Annotated in this window: 10 protein-coding genes and 2 pseudogenes; 6 read left to right on the forward strand and 6 right to left on the reverse strand. The window is 67.5% G+C overall.

Features of this window, described 5'->3' with window-relative positions:
* Positions 1-385 precede the first annotated feature (385 nt).
* Positions 386-3,660, forward strand: a pseudogene (locus tag DL544_RS17325) (GH92 family glycosyl hydrolase).
* A complete protein-coding gene (locus tag DL544_RS17330; RefSeq protein ID WP_032954509.1) occupies positions 3,657-4,400 on the forward strand; it encodes a basic secretory protein-like protein in 744 nt (247 codons plus the stop codon). The pseudogene DL544_RS17325 and the gene DL544_RS17330 overlap by 4 nt, the downstream one beginning before the upstream one ends.
* Positions 4,401-4,931: 531 nt before the next feature.
* On the opposite strand, the gene DL544_RS17340 is transcribed toward DL544_RS17330, so the two are convergent.
* Positions 4,932-7,223, reverse strand: coding sequence for an NADP-dependent malic enzyme (locus DL544_RS17340; protein WP_005410971.1), 2,292 nt, complete (start codon positions 7,221-7,223; stop codon positions 4,932-4,934).
* 230 nt (positions 7,224-7,453) lie between these two features.
* A complete protein-coding gene (locus DL544_RS17345; RefSeq protein ID WP_005419151.1) occupies positions 7,454-8,797 on the reverse strand; it encodes a dicarboxylate/amino acid:cation symporter in 1,344 nt (447 codons plus the stop codon).
* A 332-nt stretch (positions 8,798-9,129) separates the two neighbouring features.
* On the opposite strand from DL544_RS17345, the gene DL544_RS17350 reads away from it, so the two are divergent.
* Together DL544_RS17350 and DL544_RS17355 are read left to right on the forward strand one after the other, a co-directional pair.
* Complete coding sequence (locus DL544_RS17350; protein ID WP_005419152.1) at positions 9,130-10,299, forward strand: OprO/OprP family phosphate-selective porin; 1,170 nt, start codon at positions 9,130-9,132, stop codon at positions 10,297-10,299.
* 66 nt (positions 10,300-10,365) lie between these two features.
* Entirely contained in the window at positions 10,366-13,008 is a 2,643-nt protein-coding gene (locus DL544_RS17355) for a hybrid sensor histidine kinase/response regulator (RefSeq protein WP_139727638.1), read from the forward strand.
* 557 nt (positions 13,009-13,565) lie between these two features.
* On the opposite strand, the gene DL544_RS17360 is transcribed toward DL544_RS17355, so the two are convergent.
* Genes DL544_RS17360 through DL544_RS17375 form a run of 4 tightly spaced genes read right to left on the reverse strand, consistent with a single transcriptional unit; the run spans position 13,566 to position 17,370 of the window.
* Positions 13,566-14,216: a response regulator gene (locus DL544_RS17360; protein WP_065185360.1), complete on the reverse strand. Its 651-nt coding sequence runs from the start codon at positions 14,214-14,216 to the stop codon at positions 13,566-13,568.
* A 28-nt stretch (positions 14,217-14,244) separates the two neighbouring features.
* Complete coding sequence (locus DL544_RS17365) at positions 14,245-15,300, reverse strand: ABC transporter substrate-binding protein (protein WP_065185361.1); 1,056 nt, start codon at positions 15,298-15,300, stop codon at positions 14,245-14,247.
* Positions 15,297-16,688: a sensor histidine kinase gene (locus DL544_RS17370; RefSeq protein WP_032954514.1), complete on the reverse strand. Its 1,392-nt coding sequence runs from the start codon at positions 16,686-16,688 to the stop codon at positions 15,297-15,299. Before DL544_RS17370 ends, DL544_RS17365 begins: the two co-directional genes overlap by 4 nt.
* Positions 16,681-17,370 carry a response regulator transcription factor gene (locus tag DL544_RS17375; protein ID WP_005419188.1) on the reverse strand — a complete coding sequence of 230 codons (690 nt, stop codon included), beginning with the start codon at positions 17,368-17,370 and terminating at the stop codon, positions 16,681-16,683. The genes DL544_RS17370 and DL544_RS17375 overlap by 8 nt, the downstream gene beginning before the upstream one ends.
* 245 nt (positions 17,371-17,615) lie before the next feature.
* Here DL544_RS17375 and DL544_RS17380 point away from each other — a divergent pair.
* Positions 17,616-18,751, forward strand: a pseudogene (locus DL544_RS17380) (OprO/OprP family phosphate-selective porin).
* A 75-nt stretch (positions 18,752-18,826) separates the two neighbouring features.
* Positions 18,827-20,155: a CitMHS family transporter gene (locus tag DL544_RS17385; protein WP_139728145.1), complete on the forward strand. Its 1,329-nt coding sequence runs from the start codon at positions 18,827-18,829 to the stop codon at positions 20,153-20,155.
* Positions 20,156-20,173: the final 18 nt, after the last annotated feature.

Here is a 20,173-nt window from a genome sequence, read left to right on the forward strand (position 1 = left end):
ATCTCCCCACCGCGCGCCGGGCGGCGGCGATTCCGGGGATTTCGCGGTCGTTCCGGCAAGTTCGCTCGCCAGAATCGACTCCAGCGATATTTCCCGCATTTGGATCGAACTAAATGGCACTTGCCAGCGCGCGGCGGCTGTTGCAGGATCGGGCCAGGTCGCACCTCGACCCACCCAACCCAACCCGATCGCATGGCCCGCCCCCACCGGACCGGCATCGCCTCTTCCACTGCCAGCCTGGCGGGCGGAGCGATGCTGTCCGTGGTGTCCGCCGATGCGGGTTCGCCCGCCGCCAGCCCTTCCGGGAGACCCTTGCATGACCCTGTCCGATCCGCGCCGCGCCCTGCTTCCGCTCGCCCTGGCCCTGGCCTGTGCGACCACTGCGATGCCGGCGCGGGCGCAGGGGCTGCAGACCTCGTTCGAACCGGGCGAACCTGTACCGGCGCAGGCCACCGGTGCGCTTCAGGTCACGATCGGCAATGGACCGGCCGCGCCCTACGCCGCCAAGCGCAACACCGGCTACAGCGGCCTGCATGCGCTGCGCTACAGCAGCGAAGGCGGCAGCGCGCGGCGCGAACTGTTCAAGGCCGACCTGCCCATCGAGGCCGATACCACGCTGTCGTGGCTGGTGCTGCCGGAAATCGTCGGCAAGGACACCGTCGCCTCGACCTATGTATCGCTGGACCTGCTGCTGGACGATGGCAGCCGCGTTTCGGCCGGTGCGGCACGCGACCAGCATGGCGTGGCGATCGGCGCACGCGCGCAGGGCGAATCGAAGACGCTGTACCCGCAACAATGGGCCCGCAAGGCAGTGCGGCTGGGCGACGTGCCCACGCTGAAGGGCCGCCGCGTGGTGGCGATCGAGCTGGAGGTAGCCAGTGCAGAGGGCGCGCCGGTCTCTGGCTGGATTGATGACGTGCGCCTGGATGCCCAACCGCGGCAGCGGCCGCAGCGCGTCTCCGACTGGGTGCTGACCACCCGCGGCACCCAGGCCAACGGCACCTTCTCGCGCGGCAACAATTTCCCGGCCACGGCGGTGCCGCACGGGTTCAACTTCTGGACCCCGGTGACCGACGCCGGCGCACTGAACTGGCTGTACCGCTGGAACGAACAGAACGATGCGCAGAACCGCCCGCAGCTGCAGGCACTGGCACTGAGCCACCAGCCCAGCCCGTGGATGGGCGACCGCCAGACCTTCCAGGTGATGCCCTCGGCCAGCCGTGGCGTGCCGGACGCCGACCGCCGCAAGCGCGCGCTGTCGTTCGACCGCCGTCATGAAAGCGCGCGCCCCTACCGCTACGACGTGCGCTTCGACAATGGCATCGCTGCTGCCATCGCACCGACCGACCATGCCGCGCTGTTCCGCTTCGAGTTCCCCGAGGGCGGCGACGCCAACCTGCTGTTCGACAATGTCGATGCGCGTGGTGGCCTGACCCTGGACACGGCCACGCAGACCCTCAGCGGCTATACCGATACGCGCAGTGGCCTGTCCAACGGCGCCAGCCGCATGTACGTGGTGGCCAGCTTCGACAAGCCGTGGCGCAGCAGCGGCCGCCTCGACACCTGCCGCCCGACCGGTTACATCAAGTTCGATGCTGGCAGCGACCGGCAGGTGACGATGCGCATCGCGACCTCGCTGATCTCGGTGGAACAGGCGCGTCACAACCTGGCGCTGGAAATCTCCGCCGCCGACACGCTGGAAAGCGTGGCGGGCCGTGCGCAGGATGCATGGGACGCGCGCCTGGCCCGCTTCGACATCGGCGATGCCACTGACGACCAGAAGACCACCTTGTATTCCAGCCTGTACCGGCTGTACCTGTATCCCAACTCCGGCCACGAGAATGCCGGCAGCGCGGCCGCGCCTGACTGGCGCTACGCCAACCAGGCCAGCGCCAGCGACGACAACACCGAAGGCAGCGCGAACCGCAGCTTCACCGGCGTGCGCGATGGCAAGGTATTCGTCAACAACGGCTTCTGGGACACCTTCCGCACCACCTGGCCAGCCTATGCGCTGTTCACGCCCGACGATGCCGGGCAGATGGTGCAGGGTTTCATCGAGCAGTACCGTGCCGGTGGCTGGATCGCACGCTGGTCGTCGCCGGGCTACGCCGACCTGATGGTCGGCACCAGTTCGGACGTGGCCTTCGCCGATGCGTGGCTGAAGGGCATCGGCGGCTTCGATCCGGCCGAGGCCTACGCCGCCGCGCTGAAGAACGCGACCGTGGTCCCCCCGACCGCCATGTCGGCCGCAAGGGCATGGACCGTTCGACCTTCCGTGGCTACGCCAGCGCGGACGTGCACGAAGGCATGTCGTGGACGATGGAAGGCGCACTGAATGACTTCGGCATCGCCAACATGGCCGACGCTCTGGCCAAGCGCGCGACCACGCCGGCCGCACGCGAGCGCTACAGCACCGAGGCCGACTACTTCCGCCATCGCGCCGCCAGCTACGCGACGATGTTCGATCCGGCCGCCGGCTTCTTCCAGGGCCGCAAGGCCGATGGCCAGTGGCGCGTGGACGCCAAGGCCTACGACCCGCGCGTGTGGGGCCACGACTACACCGAATCCAATGGCTGGACCTTCGCCTTCACCGCCGCCCACGATGGCGAAGGACTCGCCGCGCTCTATGGTGGCCGTGACAAGCTGGCAGCGAAGCTGGATGCCTTCTTCTCCACCCCGGAAACCGCCGACCCCGCGTTTGCCGGATCCTACGGCGGCACCATCCACGAGATGACCGAAGCGCGCGATGTGCGCATGGGCATGTACGCGCACAGCAACCAGCCGGCGCACCACATCCCATGGATGTACCTGTACGCCGGGCAGCCGTGGAAGACCCAGCAGCACGTGCGCGAGATCCTGTCGCGGCTGTATGTGGGCAGCGAGATCGGCCAGGGCTATCCGGGCGACGAGGACAACGGCGAGACCTCCGCGTGGTACGTGCTGGCCTCGCTGGGCCTGTATCCGCTGCGCATGGGCGCCCCGGAGTACGTGATCGGTTCACCGGCGTTCGAACATGCGAGGGTGGAACTGCAGGGCGGTGCGGTGCTGACCGTGAACGCGGCCAACAACTCACGCGAGAACGTCTACGTGCAGTCGCTGAAGATCAATGGCAAGCCGTGGACGAAGACCTGGGTGCCGCACGAGCTGATCGCCAAGGGCGCGACGCTGGACTTCGTGATGGGGCCGCAGCCGTCGCGCTGGGGCAGCGGCGTGGACGATGTGCCGCGCTCGCTGACCGCGCGGGGCCAGCGCCCGCAGCTGCTGCACGACCTGCTCGGCAGTGGCGCCAAGGCGACGCTGGCCGATGGTCGCGCCCTGCCAGCGCTGGTCGACGACGATGCCGCCACGACCGTCGGCCTGGGCGGCGGCGCAACCATCGCACTGACCGGCCTGGGCGACGGCGTGCCGACCATGTACACGCTCACCAGCGGTGACGGCCGCATCCAGGGCGGCGAATGGACGCTGGAAGCGCGCAGCGGCAACGGCCGCTGGATCGTGCTCGACCAGCGCAGCGGCGAAGCCTTCGAGTCTGCCCGCCAGACCCGACCGTTCCGCATCGCCAAACCCGGTCGTTACAGCGAGTATCGGCTGCGCCTGGCCGCACCGGACCGGCTGCCGCTGGCGGAGATCGAACTGTTGGCGCCCAGCGCCGTACAATGAGCCCCATGCGCTACCGTCTGCTGCCTCTGGCCCTTGTTGCCCTTTCCTTCTCCAGCTTCGGCCAGACCCAGGCCTTTGATGCGCAGCTGACCCGCGACGGCGTGACGCTGAACTACCAGGACGCCCGTGGCGCCCTGGCCGCGCCGCAGCGAAAGCGGGTGATCGATACGTTCTACTTCGCCTACCTGCGCGAACGTGCGGACTTCCACCCGGCCGCGCCGTCGATGGTGCGCATCGTGATCGACCCGGCCTACACGGGGATCGCCTTCGTCGGTGACAAGGACCAGGCCGCAACGATCACCATCAACCCGGGTTGGCTGGCGCAGCACCCCAACGACATCGACCTGGTCACCCATGAGGCCATGCACATCGTGCAGGGCTATCCGGGCTATGGCGACGCACGGGTGCCGGGTTGGCTGGTGGAGGGCATCGCCGACTACGCACGCGACCGCTACGGCATGGACAATGCCGCCGCGGGCTGGGCACTGCCGGGCAAGGTCGAGAAGGGGCAGAACTTCGACAGCGGCTACCGTGTCACCGGTGCGTTCCTGAAATGGGCCGACGCCGAACATCCGGGCCTGGTGCTGGCACTGGACAAGGCCCTGCGCGACGGCCGCTATGCACCGGCGCTGTGGCAGAAGCACACCGGCAAGGCACTGCCGGCGCTGTGGGCGCAGTACGCCAAGCCGCGTTCCGACGCTCCGCCGCCGGCCCCTGCACGCCGCGGCAAGCGGCGCTGACTGGGCGATCAACTGGGTATAGCCGCGACTGGGTAGAGTCGACTGTTAGTCGACTGACTTTCGTACAGCCCCCGAAAACCCCGCGCTTCGCGCGATAGTCGACCAACGGTCGACTCTACCTCGCTGGCGTCTACGCCTCAGCGCGACTGCACGAAACCGGCGTACAGCGCGAACAGCTGCTGGAAGTACCGCCGCGTCACTCGATTGCGCATGACACCCTCGCCGATGGGAAGTTGGTCGGGCCCAGGGTGGGAAGGCCGGTCCGGTCCCTTCCCACGGCCGGGCCGCGTGGGCGTATTGGGCCGCAGCGGCGTTGCAGGGAAATGACCGGGCGGCGTAGCGCATGTGGCAGGTTTGGCGGCCGTTGCGGCAAATGAAAACACCGGGCAATGCCCGGTGTTTTCATTTACGCCGCCGTCCAACCGCGCCAGCGCCATCCTTGTTCCGACCAGGAGCCCCTTCTTGTTGAAGGGGCGCGCCGAAGGCGGGGTAGAGGAAGAATGCGTGGGCAGCGGAAGTGGGAAAGAAGGCTTATGCCTTCTTTTCCGCTTCCAGCTGCTTCCTGATCTGCGCATCGACCGCCGCAATGGCGGTCATGTTCAGGATCCGGCGCGAGGTCGCGCTGGTGGTCAGGATGTGCACCGGCTTGTTCACGCCCATCAGGATCGGGCCGATCGCCACGCCGTCGGTGAACACCCGCACCAGGTTGTAGGCGATGTTGGCCGCTTCCAGGTTCGGCAACACGAACAGGTTGGCGCGGCCCTGCAGGGTCGAGCCCGGCAGCAGCTTCTGGCGCAGCGCTTCATCCCATGCGGTGTCGCCCTGCATTTCGCCATCCACGTTCAGACGCGGGTTGCGCTTGAGCAGCAGCTCGCGCACCTGGCGCATCTTCAGCGCATCCTTCGAATCATGGCTGCCGAAGTTGGAGTGTGACAGCAGCGCCACCTTCGGCTCGATGCCGAACAGCTTCATGCGATAGGCCGCCTGCAGGGTCGCCTCGCACAGCTGCTCGGCGGTCGGGTCTTCCTGCACATGGGTATCGACAAAGAAGAATACGCCCTGCTGGTTGATCACGCCGGTCATCGCCGAGGTCGAGGTGACCTTCGGCTCCAGCGGCAGCACGCTGCGCACGTAGCCCAGCTTCTTGTGGAAGCGGCCGACGATGCCGGTCAGCATCGCATCGGCCTCGCCACGGGCGACCATCACCGCTGCGATCAGGGTCGGGCGCGAACGCATCAGGTTCTTCGCTGCGGCCACGGTCACGCCACGACGGCCGGTCAGGCCGTGGTAGTACTGCCAGTATTCGTTGAAGCGCGGGTCGTCGTTGATGTTGGTGACTTCAACGTTCTCGCCGATCTTCAGGCGCAGGCCGAGGCGCTCGATGCGCGACTCGATCACTTCCGGGCGACCGATCAGGATCGGATGCGCCAGGCCGTCATCGACCACGTTCTGCACCGCCTGCAGCACCACTTCCTCTTCGCCCTCGGCGTACACCACGCGCTGCTTGTCGCTGCGCGCGCGGTCGTACACCGGCTTCATCATCAGGCTGGTGCGGTAGACGAACTGGGCCAGCTTGTCGCGGTAGGCGCCCATGTCCTCGATCGGGCGCGAGGCCACGCCCGAGTCCATCGCGGCCTGGGCCACGGCGGCCGACAGTTCCACCAGCAGGCGGCGGTCGAACGGGCGCGGGATCAGGTATTCACGGCCGAAGCTCGGGGTCTCGCCGCCGTAGGCCGAGCCCATGTCGGTGGCCGCGCGGCGCGCCAGCGCGGCGATGGCACGCACGCAGGCGATCTTCATTTCCTCGTTGATCGCGGTCGCACCCACGTCCAGCGCACCACGGAACAGGTACGGGAAGCACAGCACGTTGTTGACCTGGTTCGGATAGTCCGAACGGCCGGTGCCGATGATCGCGTCCGGACGCGCAGCGCGCGCCACCTCCGGCATGATTTCCGGGGTCGGGTTGGCCAGCGCGAAGATCACCGGATCCGGGGCCATGGTCTTGACCATGTCGGCGGTCAGGATGCCCGGTGCCGAAAGGCCCAGGAAGATGTCCGCGCCGTCGACGATCTCGGCCAGGGTGCGCTTGTCGGTGTCACGCGCATAGCGCTGCTTTTCCGGGTCCAGGTCGGTACGACCGGTGTGGATCACGCCCTCGCGATCGAAGGCCAGGATGTTCTCCGGCTTCAGACCCAGCTGCACCAGCATGTTCACGCAGGAAATGCCGGCCGCGCCCATGCCCGTGGTCGCCAGCTTCACGTCCTCGATCTTCTTGCCGGTGATCGCCATCGCGTTGAGCACGGCCGCGCCGACGATGATCGCCGTGCCGTGCTGGTCGTCATGGAACACCGGGATCTTCATGCGCTCGCGCAGCTTGCGCTCGACCACGAAGCATTCCGGCGCCTTGATGTCCTCCAGGTTGATGCCGCCGAAGGTCGGTTCCAGCGAGGCGATGATGTCGACCAGCTTGTCCGGGTCGGTCTCATCCACTTCGATGTCGAACACATCGATGCCGGCGAACTTCTGGAACAGCACGCCCTTGCCTTCCATCACCGGCTTGCCGGCCAGCGCGCCGATGTTGCCCAGGCCCAGCACCGCGGTGCCGTTGGAGATCACCGCCACCAGGTTGCCGCGGGCGGTCAGCTCGCTGGCCTGCTGCGGGTCGGCCTTGATCGCTTCACAGGCGTACGCCACGCCCGGCGAATACGCCAGCGACAGGTCGCGCTGGGTCAGCATGGGCTTGGTAGCGGAAACCTTGATCTTTCCCGGCGGGGACATCCGGTGGTAATCGAGGGCGGCCTGTTTGAAATCTTCGTTGGACATCGATGTGGGTTACATGAATGGGCAGAAGGGACAGGGGATGATACCCCCGTTGGAGCGTCCGGACCTGTCGCTATCCTGTCGCAAGCATGCTGCGACCGCACAATTCCGTGCCGTATGCGACGGTACCGCGATACCAGCTTCGGCGCTGCCCATGACAGCCATGGGACGCCCTGAAACGCCGCGGGGCCGTCCCACTGACGTGATCGGCCCCGCGGTACCACACACCTGGATCAGCCCTTGGCCGGCAGCGCCTCGGGCAGCGCATCGACCGGCGGCGGCAGTTCGCTCTCGCGGCCATCCAGCGCCAGCTGCAGGCGGTTGCGGTCCAGCGCGCCTTCCCAGCGCGAGACCACCACGGTGGCCACCGCATTGCCGATGAAATTGGTCAGCGAGCGGCATTCGCTCATGAACCGGTCCACGCCCAGGATCAGCGCCATGCCAGCCACCGGCACCTCCGGCACCACGGCCAGGGTGGCGGCCAGGGTGATGAAACCGGCGCCGGTGACACCGGCCGCGCCCTTGGAGCTGAGCATGGCGACCAGCAGCAGGGCGATCTGGTGGCCCAGGGTCAGTTCGGTGTTGGTGGCCTGGGCGATGAACAGTGCCGCCAGGGTCATGTAGATGTTGGTGCCGTCCAGGTTGAACGAGTAGCCGGTCGGGACCACCAGGCCCACCACCGACTTGCTGCAGCCGGCGCGTTCCATCTTCTCCATCAGCGACGGCAGCGCCGACTCCGACGAGGAGGTGCCGAGCACCAGCAGCAGTTCGGCCTTCAGGTAGCGCGCCAGCTTGAACACCGAGAAGCCGCACAGGCGGCAGACCAGGCCCAGGATCACCGCGACGAACAGGAACGCGGTGAGGTAGAACGAGCCCACCAGCCAGGCCAGGTTGATCAGCGAGCCGACGCCGTACTTGCCGATGGTGAAGGCGATCGCACCGAAGGCACCGATCGGGGCGGCCTTCATCAGGATGTGCACCAGCTTGAACACCGGGGCGACCAGCGCCTCCAGGAAGTTCAGCACCGGCTTGCCCTTGTCGCCCACCATCGCCAGCGCGATGCCGAACAGCACGGCCACGAACAGCACCTGCAGGATGTTGCCATCGACAAAAGCGCTGAGCAGCGTCTTCGGGATGATGTCCATCAGGAAGCCGACCAGGGTCAGGTCATGCGACTTCTCGACGTAGCTGTGCACTGCGGTCTGGTCCAGCTCGGCCGGGTTGATGTTCATGCCCGCGCCGGGCTGTACCACGTGCGCCACGATCATGCCGACAATCAGCGCCAGCGTGGAGAAGAACAGGAAGTACGCCATCGCCTTGGCGAACACCCGGCCCACCGTGCGCAGGTGGGTCATGCTGGCGATGCCGGTGACGATGGTGAGGAAGATCACCGGCGCGATGATCATCTTCACCAGGTTGATGAAGGCATCGCCGAGCGGCTTCATCTTCTCGCCGACCAGCGGTTCGTAGTGGCCGAGGATGGCACCCAGGACGATCGCCACGATCACCTGGAAGTACAGCTGGCGATAGATCGGCAACGGCTTTGCAGGCACCGGTGCTGCGGTCGGGATGTGCATGGCGGACTCCGGAAGGGGCGTTTTCAGGCACGTACGGCCCCGGGACTGCACGGGAGCCGTTACCGTGGAAACTGACCGCAGGCCCTGTACTGCACGCACAGGGGGTGCGACCAATGGACGTCTTTGTACGCGCCAGGCACGCCGGCGCAGATAACCTATTGGTACTAGCCCCCCGGTTCAGGTGGCACAGGTGCCTACACTGGCGCCGCACCGCCCAGAAACGGGAAGGCCGGTGGCCCGGGCTGAACGGCTGGGCATGTCCCTGCGAAAGTTTCGGCCCCTGCGGCCGTTGATGTCCTGTCCACACGCAATCTGAGAGAGCCGCACCCAACATGCGCCCGAATCCCACCTTGCTGGCCCTGTCGCTGGCCGCCCTACCCGCCCTCGCTTCGGCTGCGGATTTCGACAACTGGCCGACCAAGTACACCTTCGGCGACGGCACCGAGTTGGCCGCTACCGCCAACATCGCCTACGACTACAACGACTTTTCCTCGGCCAGTGGCCTCGAGGACGACGACGCCGTGCGCCGCAAGGAATTCGGTGCGACGCTGAAGAAGAAGGGCGTGTACGACGCGATGGTCTACTACGACTTCCAGGCCGATACCTGGCTGGACGTGTTCGTGCGCTTCGAGAGCAAGGCCTTCTTCGGCCGTGACGTCGGCCGCTTCCGCTTCGGCTACATGAAGACCCCGGTCGGCCTGGATGCGAACACCTCTTCGCGTGCCGGCAGCTTCCTGGAAACCTCGCTGCCGGTGCAGGCCTTCTACGAAGGCCGCCGTACCGGTGTGGAATGGGTGCTGGAGCGCCCGCAGTACCTGCTGCAGGCAGGCGCCTATGGCGGCAAGGACCTGCAGGGCGACAACCCCGGCACCACCCAGGCGGTGCGTGCGGTGTGGACGCCGGTGAAGGCACCAGGTGACGTTATCCACCTGGGCCTGGCCTACTCGCAGGAGAACCCACGCGGCTACAGCGATGGCCGCGACGTGCACCACGAGGCCAGCGCCCGCCTGCGCGCGCGCCCGGAAGCCGGCCTGACCGACATCCGCTACGTCGATTCCGGCGCGCTGGTCACCGCCGACCAGATCCGCCGCACCGGCCTGGAAGGCATCTGGATCCGCGGCCCGTTCTCGCTGCAGGCCGAAGCGCTGCGCGCCACGGTCACCCGCCATGACGGCAAGCCCGACTTCACCGGCAGCGGCCAGTACGCGATGGCCAGCTGGGTGCTGACCGGCGAATCGCGGCCGTACAACGCCGGCGCGGTGGCCAACATCAAGCCGGCGCACAACTACGGTGCGGTCGAACTGGTGGCGCGTTACAGCCGCCTGGACCTCGACGATGGTGACATCCTGGGTGGCCGCCAGCACGACCTGACGTTGGGTGCGAACTGGTACCTGACCAGCCACTTCAAGTTCCAGGCCAACTACGTGAAGGTCGACGCCAGCCGTCGTGGCGTGCACAGCACGCCGGAGATCTTCGAACTGCGCGCGCAGATGCACTTCTGACCCCTTCCACGTCAGACCCCGGCGGGCGTGCACGCCACGCCCGCCGGCCCTGCGTAGACTGCCGCCATGTACTGGCTCAGCCGCCACCGGATGCTGTTGCTGACGATCCTGGTGATGGTCGGTGGCACCGTGCTGTGCGCGGTCGTCGCTGGCCATTACGCCTGGCGGCGCGCGCTCGGCGACGAAAGCAGCCAGGTGCAACGCCAGCTGCAGCTGTATGGCCAGGGCCTGCAACAGCGCATCGACCGCTTCGGCACCTTGCCGCAGGTCATGGCGCTGGATCCGGATCTGCTGCACGCACTGCGTGTGCCGCCCTCGCCCGGCGAACGGCAGCGACTGAACCTGAAGCTGCAACGTGCCAATGAAGTCACCCGGGCCTCGACCCTGACCCTGGTCGGCCACGATGGTGTGGCGGTGGCGGCCAGCAACTGGGACCAACCGACCAGCAACGTCGGCGAGAACTACAGCTACCGCCCCTACTACCGCCAGGCGCTGGCGCAGGGCCGTGGCCGCTTCTACGGCATCGGCATGACTACCGGCGTGCCCGGCTATTACCTTTCGCAGGCCATCGAGGATGACGGCAAGCGGCTCGGCGTGGTGGTGATCAAGGTCGAGCTGTCCGCGCTGGAACAGGAATGGTTGAGCAGCCCGGACGTGGTGCTGGCCAGCGACGACCATGACGTCGTGTTCCTGTCCAACCGGGACAGCTGGCGCTACCGGCTGCTGCGTCCGCTGCGTGCCGGTGAGCGCCGCGAAATGCTCGATGCACGTCAGTACGCCGACCGTGCCCTGCAGCCCTTGCGTGCACGTACCGAAGACGTGCTGTCCGATGGCGGCCGCATGGTGCGGCTGCTGGATCCTGCGCTGCCGCAGCCGATGCTGTGGCAAAGCCTGGCGCTGCCCGCCGAGGGCTGGAACCTGCACCTGCTGCACGACGCCGGCGCCGCTACTGCTGCCGGTCGCGCGGCCGCCCTGACCGGCGGTGCCGCGTGGCTGGCCTTGGGCTTCCTGGTGCTGTTCGTGCAGCAGCGCAGGCGCTTGGCCAAGCATCGCCTGCGCAGCCGCCGCGAACTGGAAACCCTGCTCAAGCAGCACGCACAGGAGCTGCGTACCGCACAGGATGGCCTGCTGCAGGCCGCCACCGACGCCGACAGTGGTCTCAGCCGCAGCCTCGAACACCTGCCGCAGGGTGTGGTGGTGATCGACCGCGACCTGCGCCTGGTCGCGTGGAATTCGCGCTATCTGGAACTGTTCCGGTTCCCGGCAGACCTGGTGCGCGTGGGCCGGCCGATCGAGGAACTGTTCCGTTTCAATGCCCGTCGTGGCCTGCTCGGTCCCGGCCCGGTGGACGAGGCCATCGAGCGCCGCCTGAACCACCTGCGCAGTGGCCGCCCGCACATGCGCGAGAGCGAAAAGGACGACGGCACGGTGCTGGAGATCCGCGGCAATCCCCTGCCTGATGGCGGCTTCGCCACCAGCTACGCCGACATCACCAGCTACAAGAATGCCGCGCGCGAACTGCGCTCGCTGGCCGATGCGCTGGAACACCGCATCGCCGAACGCACCCGTGACCTGGACGAGGCGCGACGCGAGGCCGAGCAGGCCAACCGCTACAAGACCCGCTTCGTCGCCTCGGCGGTGCACGACCTGCTGCAGCCGCTCAACGCTGCGCGCATGTTCGTCTCGGTGCTGCGCGGCAAGCTGGGCGACCCGGCGCAGCAGCAGACTGCCGATCATATCGATGCCGCGCTGGCGGCGCAGGACGCGATCCTCAACAGCCTGCTGGATATAGCGCGCTTGGAGTCGGGCAGTCTGCCGACCCGTGTGCAGGCGTTCCGGCTCGGACCTTTGCTGCAGACGCTGGCGCGCGAATTCGGCATCGCCGCACAGTCGCGTGGCCTGGTGGTCGACTGGGTCGATACCGATGCGGTGGTGGTCAGCGATGAAGCCCTGTTGCGCCGCATCCTGCAGAACTTCCTGTCCAACGCGCTGCGCTATAGTGAACGCGGCCGCGTGCTGCTCGGCTGCCGTCGCCGTGAAGGCATGCTGTGGATCGAGGTGCACGACCAGGGCCCCGGCATTCCCGACGCGTTGCAGGGCGAGATCTTCGAGGAGTTCCGCCGCCTGCACGACGGCCAGCAGCGCGGCGCTGGCCTTGGCTTGGCCATCGTCGATCGCATCGGTCGCCTGCTCGGGCATCCGATCCGGCTGCGCTCGCAGCTGGGCCAGGGCAGTGTGTTCGCGGTAGGCGTTCCGTTCGGTGAAGCCAGCGCGATTCCCGCCACGGCACCCGCGCCGGTGCTGGTGCAGGAACCGGCCGCGGACAATCCGCTGCGCGGGCGCCGGGTGTGGGTGATCGACGACGATCCACACGTCTGCGCGGCCAGCCGCGCGCTGCTGGAGCGCTGGGGCTGCGAGGTGGCGCTGGCCGATGGTCCACAGGCGGCGCTGCAGGTGGCAGCAACAGGCGCGGTACCGGAGCTGGTGCTGCTGGATGTGCGCATGGGCGATCACCACGGGCCGGTGCTGTACGAGACGTTGGCCGAATTGTGGCAGGCCCGCCCGCCGGTGGTGCTGGTCACTGCCGAGCGCGATGCGGGATTGCGTGAGATGGCCGTCGAACGCGGCTGGGGAATGATCGCCAAGCCGGTTAAGCCACCGGCGCTGCGGGCGCTGATGAGTCAGTTGTTGATCCGGCATCGCGGGTAGTTTCCAGCCAACGGCGCAGCCCCTCGTGGGTGGTGTCTGGTTGGTCGTGGAAAGCAAAAGCCGTGGGTGGGCCGGTCGGGCTGGGTGCGCGGGGGACGCCGTGAATCCGTCCCTGGAGGCTTGGCAGCCGCATCCATGCGGCTGACACCCCGCGCACCCAACCCGACCGGCCTCCGACAGATTTCGGTGGCCTGCACCCACGAAGAAGAAAATAAGATCAAAAGCGGGTCGCGCGCTGCGCTTGCTCGTGTAGAGCCGAGCCCATGCTCGGCTTCACGGACCGTCCAGAAAGCAGCCGAGCGTGGGCTCGGCTCTACAAAAAGCAGCCTGTCAGGCTGTCTTTGCTTTTGATCTTCTTTTCTCTTCCGCGGGTGGACGCGCACGGAACCTGTCCGTGGCCGGGCAGGTGGGCTGCGCAGGGGCGTGAGCCGCATGGATGCGGCGACCGAGCTTACATGGACGTACTTGCAGCGGCCCCTGCGCAGTCCACCTGCCCGGCCTCACCCATGAACTGCTCTACGTGTCCACCCACGAGGGGCTGCGCCGTTGGCTGGAAACTACAACCCGATGCCGGCGTCGCCCTCGGGCTCCAGCGCCTTCACCAGCACCGCTGCCTGCGTTCGGCTATGGCACTCGAGTTTTTTCAGGATGGCGGTGACATGCACCTTCACCGTGTTCTCGGCCAACCCCAGCGTATAGGCGATCTGCTTGTTGAGCAGGCCATCGGCCAGGCACAGCAGCACGCGGAACTGCTGCGGGGTCAGCTGGGCCAGGCGGCTGGCCAGCAACGCGTCTGCCTCGGAACGTTCGGCGGCCATCGCCGGGAACCACAGGCCGCCGTCGAGCACCGCCTGCACGGCCTCGCCGATGGTCTCGGCCGGGGCCGACTTCGGGATGAAGCCGGCCGCGCCGAACTGCTGGGCACGGCGGATCACCCGCGGATGGTCGTTGGACGATAGGATCACTACCGGAATGTCGGGATGCGAGCCACGCACGTGCAGCAGCGCGGAAAAGCCGTGCGCGCCAGGCATGGTCAGGTCGAGCAGCACCAGGTCCACGTCCGGCTGCGCGTCGAGCGTCTCGGCCAATGCCTCGGCGCTCGCAACCTCGCGCACCTGTGCCAACGGCAGGCTCTGCCGCAAGGACTGCACCACCGCCGAACGCAGCAGCGGGTGGTCATCGGCGATCAGGATGGTGTATTCGCTCATACCGCCATTGTACGGGCAGGTCGCCGCCTCAGCGCCCGGCCGGCTCGACGCTGCTGCGCCAGGCATCGAGAAACTGGCGACGCTTGAGCGCGTCCAGATACACCAGCAGGCCCGGACCCAGCTGGATCGGGCGGCGGCTGCGGCCCGGCGCATCATCGCCGCGCGCGTTGCCGGTCACGATCGGCATCAGCCGTGCCTCGCGCGACAGCACCTGCTGGCCGCGTGGCGACAGCAGGTAGTCGAGGAAGCGCCGGGCCTCTTCCGGATGTGGGCCGGTACGTGGAATCACCGCGGTGCGCAGCACCACCAGCGTGTAGTCCTCGGGCTCCACAATCGCCAGCGGAGCACCCGCGTCGATGCGTGCCTGCGCGTAGGAGCCAAGCACGTTGTAGACCAGTGACAGCTGGCCGCTGGCGACCTGGTCCAGCAGCACGCCGGTGCGCTCCTCGCGCACCACGTCGTTATCGCCGAGCGCGCCCAGCAGCGCGCCGGCAATGCTGCCGCGCTGCGCGTCCTGGGTCGCCAACAGGTAGCCGACGCTGCTGCGCTCGATGTCATAGGTGCCGACCCTGCCGCGCAGGGGTGCACCTTCAGCACGCAGCCGGTCCAGCAGCTGGCGGCGCGTGTGCGGCACCTTGGCCGAAGGAATCGCGCGGGTGTTGTAGACCATCACCACCGGCTCGTAGCTGATGCCGAACGCCTCGTTGCGCCACTGTGCCCAGGCCGGCAGCGCGGCGGTCTGCGCCGAACGGTGTGGCAGCGCGTGACCGTCATTGACCAGTTTGGTCTGCAGGTCCATGCCGCTGGAGATCAGCAGGTCTGGTGATGCCGGGCCGCCGCGGTCGTGCAGGTAACGTGCGTACAGGTCCTGGGTGATGATGTCCTCGTACACCACCTCGGTGCCGGGGTGCAGGCGCTGGTAGTCGGCGATGACCACCGCGAACACTTCGATATCGGTGGTGCCGTGGATGCGCAGCTGAGCGGTGGCCGCTCCCTGTGCGGGAAAACGGCGCACATCGCCGGGCGCGGCCAACACCGGCAGGGCCAGCAGCAGCGCAACAGTCGTGGCGAACAAGCGGATCATGGACTGCTCCGGGGCAGGCGGATGGTGGCGACCAGCCCGCCCTGCGGGCGGTTGCTCAGGTCAATGCGACCGCCATGGCTGTCGACCACGCGCTTGACGATGGCCAGGCCCAGCCCGGCACCACCTGAGGGCGCGCCTTCGCCACGGGCGAAACGCTCGAATACGCGCTCGGCATCGGCCGGGGCGATGCCCGCGCCGTGGTCGGCGATGGTCAGCACGGCCTGCTCGCCTTCCACGGTAAGGGCAATCTGCAAGTCGCCGTCACCGCCGTACTTCAGTGCGTTGTCGACCAGGTTCTTGATCGCCTCGCGCAGCAGCAGCGCATCGCCGTGCACCAATGCCGGTTCGGCGGTCATCGCCAACTGCACGCGCGGCGCCGGACCGGCCTGCGGCAGCGCTTCATGCAGGGCCTGGTGCACGGTCTCGGCCAGGTCCACCGCTGCAAAGCGCTGCAGATGCGAACGATGGATCACGCTGGCATCGCTGAGCAGCTGGTTCAGCAGCCGGCTCATATGGGTGGCGTTGCGCTCGATCGCCTGCAGGCTGCGCCGCATGTCCTCCGGATCGTCATCATCCAGCGCCAGCTGCGCCTGTGCGCGCAATGCCGCCAGCGGCGTGCGCATCTGGTGCGCAGCCTCGGCCATGAACGCGCGCAGTGTCTCGTTGCTGCTGGACAGGCGTTCCATGAAGCGGTTCAGCGCCGCCACCATCTGGTCCATCTCGCGCGGAACGCGGGCATCCAGCGGCTTCAGGTCGGACGGCTCCCGTCGCGACAGCTCGCGCTCCACCCGCACCAGCGGCCGGAATGCGCGATGCACGCCGAACGCCACCAGTGCCAGCAGCAGCCCGGACAGCACGCCGATCGCCAGCAACGCGCGATTGACCATGTCCTGCGCGACCGCTTCACGCGCACGCCGGGTCTGGCCGACCTGGACCTGCACCTCGCCCTGCGCCGAGGCAGCGGCGAAGCTGCGGCCGACCACCACGAAGCGCACGGTCTCGCCGCTGTAGGTGGCATCGAACAGCTGCGGCTGGGTACCGGGCCGGCGCGGCGCTGCCGGCAGGTCATCGTAGCCGGTGATCAGCGTGCCGCGGCTGTCGGCCACGCGATAGAACACGCGGTCCTCCGGCGCCATCGCCAGCAGGTCCAGCGCCGCATACGGCAGATCGACCTGCCACTGCCCATCGACCAGCGCCACCGAATCGGCGATGGACAGCGCCGAGGACACCAGCAGGTGATCGTAGGAACGGTTGGCGGCACGCTGGCCGTAATCGCGTGCGGCGAACAGCAGGGCCACCGCGAACACCGCCAGCAGCACGCCGAGATAGAGCAGCAGCGTGCGCCGCAGCGAACCCGGCGCCGCAGTCGCAGCGCGCGCGTCAGCCATCGGCGTCGGCATGGGTATCGCTGGCCTCCAGCAGATAGCCGACACCGCGCACCGTGGTGATGCGCAGCGGTGCGCCCGCCAGCTTCTTTCTCAGGCGGCCAACATACAACTCGATGGCATTCGGCCCCGCTTCGTCATCGAAACCGAACAGGCCGTTGCCGATCTCATCCTTGCCGACCACTTGGCCGAGGCGCCCGACCAGGATCTCCAGCAGGCGGTACTCGCGGTTGGGCAGTTCGATCGGTTCGCCGTCGAGGCTGACCCGGTGCGCAGCGTTGTCGAACTGGAAGCCGCCGATCTGCACCACTTCGCTGGCCTGGCCACGCGCACGCCGCAGCAGCACACGGCAGCGCGCTTCGAACTCGCGGAAATCGAATGGCTTGCCCAGGTAATCGTCGGCACCGACATCCAGCGCCTGCACGCGATCCTCGATGCCATCGCGCGCGGTCAGCATCAGCACCGGCGTGCTGTCACCGCGCTCGCGCATGCCGGCCAGCACGCGCAGGCCATCGAGCTTGGGCAGGCCGATGTCCAGCACCACCAGGTCGAAGCTCTGGTAACGCAGCACGCTGGCGGCGGCCAGGCCATCGGCCTGCCAGTCCACGGCGTGCCCGCTGCGGCGCATCCGGCGGATGATCGCATCGGCCAGATCCGGGTTGTCTTCGACCAGCAGCAGGCGCATGGGCACACGGGTGGGAGGGGAACCGAATGCTACCGCATGCCGCCGCCGCGCTCGCCGGGTGTGGCCCAGTGAGCGCAGCGGCCGGATTTACGCTGCACCGCACAAACTGCTGACAGGACGATGACAGCTTGCCCGACCCAGACTGCGGCCGCGCACCGTCCGGTGCCCACGATTGCCGCGCGCCTGGCGCGCACCTGGGAGGGTTTGTGGAATTCACGTTTGCCTGGCGGCGTCCTGCCGCCATGATGGCGCTGGCTGCCCTGTCGGCGCCGGCCTTCGCTGCCGAAGACGACCGCCCGGTCACCGCCACCCTCGGTGGCCGCCTGCACCTGGACTTCGCCACCTTCGACAACGACAACCGCGGCACCCCGAACAAGGACGACACCGAGATCCGTCGCGCCTGGCTGGACGTGTCCGGCAAATTCTTCGTGGTCGACTACAAGCTGGAAGCCGACTTCTCCGGCGACCGCGTCGAGGCCAAGGATGTCTACCTGGCACGCAGCTTCGGCGAGGCCGGCAAGCTGACCGTCGGCCAGTTCAAGCAGTACTTCTCGCTGGATGACCGTACCAGCTCCAACTACGGCAGCTTCCTGGAGCGCGGCAACGCCGGCACCACGCTGGCGCCGCTGTACCGCCTGGGTGCGTCCTGGCAGGCCAATCCGGGGGATTTCACCTGGGCGGCCAGCCTCTACAGCCTGGAGAGCATCGACGCCTGGCAGGTGAAGGGCCGCGCGGCGGTGGTCGCGTCACCTGGGCGCCCACGCCCAGCGACGGTGACGTGCTGCACCTGGGCCTCTCGCTGGCCCGCGAGGCCTACGACAACCCGGGGGCCAACGGCGTGCCCGGCCTGCGTATCCGCCCGCGCCCGGCCGGCCACCTGTCCGACAACAGCCGCCTGACCCTGGCCGACTTCTCCGCCGGCCGCGATACCGACGTCAACAAGTGGTCGCTGGAATACGCGCAGGTGCGCGGCCCGTTGTCGTGGCAGGGCGAGTTCAGTGGCGCCACCTTCGATGATGGCGCCCAGCGCGGCGACGTGATGGCGGCCTACGGCATGCTCAGCTGGTTCGTCACCGGCGAAAGCCGTGCCTACGACCGCAAGACCGGCCGCTTCGCACGGGTCAAGGACATCCGCCACAAGGCTGGGGCCTTCGAAGTGGCGCTGCGTTACGACCAGATGTGGGGCGCGCAGCACCTCGATGGCGCGCCGGACCTGCGCCGTGGCAGCACCGAAGCCTGGACGCTGGGTGGCAACTGGTACCTGCGCGACAACCTGCGCTTCATGCTCAACGTGATCGAAAGCCGCAACCGCGACCGCCTGGCCGGGGTCACGGTGGACCGCACGCGCGCGGTCACCGGCCGCCTGCAGTACGACTTCTAAGCCAGCTGTGCCGGGCAAACCACCCGGCCCCCTTCCACTCCCCCACATCCTGTTTTCGCAAGGAGTCCGCAGATGATGCTGAGCATCCTCGGCTTTGGCATGGTCATTACATTCATGTACTTGATCATGAGCAAGCGGTTGTCGCCGCTGGTGGCCCTGATCACCATTCCCATCCTGTTCGCGCTGATCGGCGGCTTCGGTGCCGGCATCGACGAGATGATGCTGGAGGGCATCAAGAAGATCGCGCCGACCGGCGTGATGCTGATGTTCGCCATCCTCTACTTCGGGGTGATGATCGACGCCGGCCTGTTCGATCCGCTGGTAAGGGTGATCCTGCGCTTCGTCAAGGGCGACCCGATGAGGATCGTGCTGGGCACTGCGGTGCTGGCGATGCTGATCTCGCTCGATGGCGACGGTTCGACCACCTACATGATCACCGTCTCGGCGATGCTGCCGCTGTACCAGCGCCTCGGCATGAACGCGCTGAACATGACCTGCGTGACCATCCTGGCCGGCGGCGTGATGAACCTGACTCCGTGGGGCGGCCCGACCGCACGCGCGGCCACCGCGCTGCACGTGGACCCGGCCGATGTGTTCGTGCCGCTGATCCCGTCGATGGTAATCGCCTGTGCCGGCGTGCTGCTGCTGGCCTGGTACCTGGGCCTGAAGGAACGCCGTCGCCTTGGCGTGGTGACCCTGCCCAAGGGCGGCAGCTGGATGGACAACAGCGTGTCCGATGACAGCAATCCGCTGCCGACCGTGGAAGACGCCGAGGACATCAAACGTCCGAAGCTGCTGTGGGTCAACCTGGCCCTGACCGTGGCGCTGATGGCCGCGCTGATCATCGGCGTGCTGCCGATGCCGGTGCTGTTCATGGTCGGCTTCGCCATCGCCCTGGTGATCAACTACCCGAACCTGGCCGAACAGCGCCGCCGCGTGGTCAACCATGCCGGCAACGTGCTGTCGGTGGTGTCGCTGATCTTCGCTGCGGGCATCTTCACCGGCATCCTCAACAACACCGGCATGGTCGAGGCGATGTCACACAGCTTCCTGGCGGTGATTCCGGAGTCGTGGGGCCCGTACCTGGCGGTGATCACCGCCGTGGCGTCGATGCCGTTCACCTTCTTCATGTCCAACGACGCGTTCTACTTCGGCGTGCTGCCGATCCTGTCCGAGGCCGCCGGCAACTACGGCATCACCCCGGTGGAAATGGCGCGCGCCTCGCTGGCCGGCCAGCCGGTGCACCTGCTCAGCCCGCTGGTGCCGTCCACCTACCTGCTGGTGGGCCTGGCCAAGGTCGAATTCGCCGACCACCAGAAGTTCACCCTGAAGTGGGCCATCGCCATCTCGATGCTGCTGATGATCGGCAGCCTGCTGTTCGGCCTTTACCCCCTCGCCGCCTGACCCTTTGCCAAGGAGCCT

Source organism: Stenotrophomonas sp. pho, from assembly GCF_006228405.1.
Taxonomy (GTDB): Bacteria; Pseudomonadota; Gammaproteobacteria; order Xanthomonadales; family Xanthomonadaceae; genus Stenotrophomonas; species Stenotrophomonas sepilia.

Coding starts and splice junctions, on each gene's coding strand:
- DL544_RS17355 (WP_139727638.1), top strand. CDS start 10,366: ATGTACTGGCTCAGCCGCCACCGGATGCTGTTGCTGACGATCCTGGTG.
- DL544_RS17365 (WP_065185361.1), bottom strand. CDS start 15,300: ATGATCCGCTTGTTCGCCACGACTGTTGCGCTGCTGCTGGCCCTGCCG.
- DL544_RS17385 (WP_139728145.1), top strand. CDS start 18,827: ATGCTGAGCATCCTCGGCTTTGGCATGGTCATTACATTCATGTACTTG.
- DL544_RS17340 (WP_005410971.1), bottom strand. CDS start 7,223: ATGTCCAACGAAGATTTCAAACAGGCCGCCCTCGATTACCACCGGATG.
- DL544_RS17360 (WP_065185360.1), bottom strand. CDS start 14,216: ATGAGCGAATACACCATCCTGATCGCCGATGACCACCCGCTGCTGCGT.
- DL544_RS17370 (WP_032954514.1), bottom strand. CDS start 16,688: ATGGCTGACGCGCGCGCTGCGACTGCGGCGCCGGGTTCGCTGCGGCGC.
- DL544_RS17350 (WP_005419152.1), top strand. CDS start 9,130: ATGCGCCCGAATCCCACCTTGCTGGCCCTGTCGCTGGCCGCCCTACCC.
- DL544_RS17375 (WP_005419188.1), bottom strand. CDS start 17,370: ATGCGCCTGCTGCTGGTCGAAGACAACCCGGATCTGGCCGATGCGATC.
- DL544_RS17345 (WP_005419151.1), bottom strand. CDS start 8,797: ATGCACATCCCGACCGCAGCACCGGTGCCTGCAAAGCCGTTGCCGATC.
- DL544_RS17330 (WP_032954509.1), top strand. CDS start 3,657: ATGAGCCCCATGCGCTACCGTCTGCTGCCTCTGGCCCTTGTTGCCCTT.